This window comes from Bradyrhizobium sp. MV1.5 (assembly GCF_055807615.1).
Window position 1 is genome coordinate 1 of record NZ_JBVVPL010000097.1, and the last position, 3412, is coordinate 3412.

General features: G+C 57.1%; 2 protein-coding genes and 1 pseudogene. 1 reads left to right on the forward strand and 2 read right to left on the reverse strand.

Translation table 11 applies throughout. The features are described from left to right. On the forward strand, positions 1-1314 hold a 1314-nt coding region (locus AC0L2J_RS34555; protein WP_473395959.1), incomplete at its 5' end, for an MFS transporter. A gap of 515 nt (positions 1315-1829) precedes the next feature. Here AC0L2J_RS34555 and AC0L2J_RS34560 read toward each other — a convergent pair. Together AC0L2J_RS34560 and AC0L2J_RS34565 are read right to left on the reverse strand one after the other, a co-directional pair. Next, a complete protein-coding gene (locus AC0L2J_RS34560; protein ID WP_473395960.1) occupies positions 1830-2999 on the reverse strand; it encodes a M24 family metallopeptidase in 1170 nt (389 codons plus the stop codon). A 59-nt stretch (positions 3000-3058) separates the two neighbouring features. Continuing rightward, positions 3059-3412, reverse strand: a pseudogene (locus tag AC0L2J_RS34565) (ornithine cyclodeaminase family protein); the annotation flags it as partial.

Here is a 3412-nt window from a genome sequence, read left to right on the forward strand (position 1 = left end):
GTGCCGCTCGAAACACTTCCGGCGGCGGTAGCGCTCAACAGCATCAGCTACAACATTGCGCGAAGCGTAGGCCCGGCAATCGGCGGGATCGTGGTTGCGACCGCGGGTGCTGTAGCTGCGTTCGCGCTCAACGCGCTGCTTTATCTCCCGCTGATCCTGGCGCTATTCCTTTGGAAACGCATGTCGGAGCCGAGCCGTCTACCTCCCGAAAGTCTTAGTCGCGCTATCGTTTCCGGCGTGCGCTATATCGTCAATTCGCCGTCCATCAAAATCGTGCTGATTCGCTCCATGCTGACAGGGCTGATTGGTGGCGGCATTATCGCGCTTATGCCTCTCGTAGCTCGAGACCTGCTGCATGGTGGCGCGCAGATGTATGGTATCATTCTAAGCGCTTTTGGGCTCGGCGCAGTAGTCGGTGCACTCAACATTACCGAGGTGCGCAAGCGCATGAGCGGCGAAGCGGCAACCCGCGCTTGCGCGTTGTCCATGGGTGGGGCGATCGTCGCGGTAGCCCTGAGCGACCAACCGATATTGACGACGATCGCGCTATTCCTCGCAGGTGCAGTGTGGATGATCGCTTGGGCTCTTTTCAATATTGGAGTGCAATTGTCGGCGCCCCGGTGGGTCGCCGGTCGCTCGCTTGCGGCCTACCAGGCGGCGGGATCAGGCGGAATTGCTTTGGGTAGCTGGGCCTGGGGTTATGCAGCCGACGTTTCCGGTGTTCAAACAGCACTCTTGATCTCGGCTGGATTGATGCTGGCGTCACCGATCTTTGGACTCTGGCTAAGAATGCCGCGTATCAGCACTCGCGAACAAGACGCCGAAATGTTGGCCGATCCCGAAGTCCGGCTTGAACTTTCTGGTCGGAGTGGGCCGCTTGTGGTTGAAATTGAGTATCGAGTCGCCCGGGAGAATGCGCGCGCCTTTCACAACGTGATGCAGGACGTGCAATTGTATCGACAGCGTAGCGGCGCGTATGGCTGGTCTCTTGCGCGCAACATCGCCGACCCCGAGCTCTGGACTGAACGCTATCACTGCCCGACATGGCTCGACTATTTGCGGCAGCGCAACCGCACAACTGAATCAGAACGCGCGCTAGATCTAAAAGCGGCGGGTTTCCACATTGGTCCCGAACCGGTGCGCATTCGACGTATGCTGGAGCGCCCATTCGGGTCGGCGCGTCGGAAGGATGATGAGCCTGACCGCGCAGCGAGGGAGTTTGTGCACGGCCAAGGTCTCATCGGAATTGACGACTTGGCAAACAGTGAAACGACGAAACTGCAAAGTTTGAGTAAAAAGCAAAGTTCGCTGTAGTAATCGCGCGACTGGGCCCATGGTGCCGCTCGGCGTCAACTGTTTGGAATAGTGTATGCGGTAGAAGGCGATATCTCGAAGCCCCACACCTTGACGATGGGCGGCTCTAGGTCTCGACCTCAATGCCGCAAGTAGCCTGCTTTGGCGGGGCCGTTGCCGGAACAGCATGTTAATGGCTGTCGCAAATTCCTCCTCCGCTCCATAGCCCATTGCCCGACTACGTGGTCCTGATGTCTTCGAACAACTCCTCCAATCTCGAAAGACCAGAATTATGATAATCGACCGGTCCGTCACTCTACCGCGTGCGCATAGGCTACTCCGACTCGCGCCACCAATCAAACCACCGTGCACCGGCAGACCCACATCAGCTTCTCGATTGGGCCTGCCGAGCGACCTTGATCGTAATTGAAAAAGATGGCCACCCCGCAAGGCAGCCATTGAGCTTCGATCAAGAATTAGCTAGCGCTTCGTTACCTCCGCCGCAATCCATCGGGACGGCTATCCCGAATCCTAGGCTAAAGCTCGAACAGCTTCCGCGGCGCCTTAGTCAATACTTCGACACCTGAGTCGGTGACGCGGAAGGTCTCGCTGATGACATAACCGAAATCCTCGTCAATCCAGTTGCCGAGCATCAGATGGAACGTCATGTTAGGCTTCAGTTCCGTCAAATCTCCATCCTTGAGGCTCGCGGACGGTTCGCCCCAATCTATGCCGATCGCGTACCCACACCGCGAATCTTTTTCGAAGCCTTGTTTTTCAATGGTGCGGTAAAAGGCGTTTGCAACATCGCTGCAGGTGGCTCCCGGTCGGACCGTGTTGAGCGCGACCTCCAGACCGGCAACTTCCGCGTTGTGTAAGCGACGTAGACGGTCGGATGGTGTGCCAATCGAGAACGTGCGCATGATGGCAGCAACGTAGCCATGGCGGACTCCGCCAAGTTCGAGATTTATCTGCGAACCATCACGAAAGACATCCTCGCTCCACGGAATGTGGGGGGTACCGGTGCGTGGTGAGGAGCACAGATACATCGACGCGAGGCTCGTTCCCGGTTTGCCGTTGGCACCGCGCGCCAGTGTCGCTGCGATCTCGGCCATGGCGTCAGCTTCCCGGATACCAGGGCGTATCACTTCCTTTGCACGCATAATTCCGGCATCGGCGATGGCGGCGGCTTCCCGCATGACTGAAATCTCTAGATCTGACTTAATAATCCGGATCCAGGCTACAATTTTCGTGCAATCTACGATTTTCGCTTTGGGCAATCGGGCTTTAAATTTCTCGGCGGTTTGAGCCGACAGGTAACCCAATTCGAGGCCCAAGCCTCGGCTAGCAAGTCCAAGTTCATGAAGAACATCGATCACCGTGTCGAACCCATCCTTTTCAGGATTGCCAATGAGATGTTCTGGATACCCGATAACTTTATTGCGCTCCATGAAGGTCTGATGGATGGCGGCTGGAGCATCCTGGCGACGGAGAATGAACGTAGGCTCCTCCTCGTTAGTCGACACCACAAGTCCTTGCGGGACATAGCCTGACCGGGCTGTGTATCCTGTAAGATAGGTAATGTTCGACATGTTGTTTACGACAAGCACATCGATTTGGCGCCGTGCCATTTCTGATTTTAGTGCATGAAGTCTTCGCAGGTATTCTTTTCGCGGGAACGCCTGCGGTCCTTTGCTAATTGTCATTGTCATTGCTCCATTCTGTTATGCGCGCTCAGCGCCAGTTCGCTAGGGTTGCGGGTTGCTCAGCTCTCGAAGTCCGCGCCAGTTCCGGCAGGCTCGGCCCGTGCGAGAGCAAGTGTTGCGATGGCGGTGTCCTGGATGCCGGTACCGGTGAGATCGGCGATCGTAATTTGCGTATCGCTCGCGCGCCCCCTGGTAGATCCGGCAATAATTTCCCCAAGTTCGGGAAAGCTTGCGTCGTCCGCGACAACGCCGGCGGCAATCGCATGATGGAGTTCACCAAGGCGCCGCGTCTGTCTAAGGCTGTCGGCGACGTAGAGATCGGCACGAGCGATCGCGGCGGGATCAATCTCATTCTTGTGTTCGGCATCCGATCCCATCGCGGTCACGTGCTGTCCCGGTTCCAGCCATTCCGC

Excerpts from the sequence above, each read along its gene's own strand:
- AC0L2J_RS34560 (WP_473395960.1), bottom strand. The coding sequence starts at position 2,999 with ATGACAATTAGCAAAGGACCGCAGGCGTTCCCGCGAAAAGAATACCTG.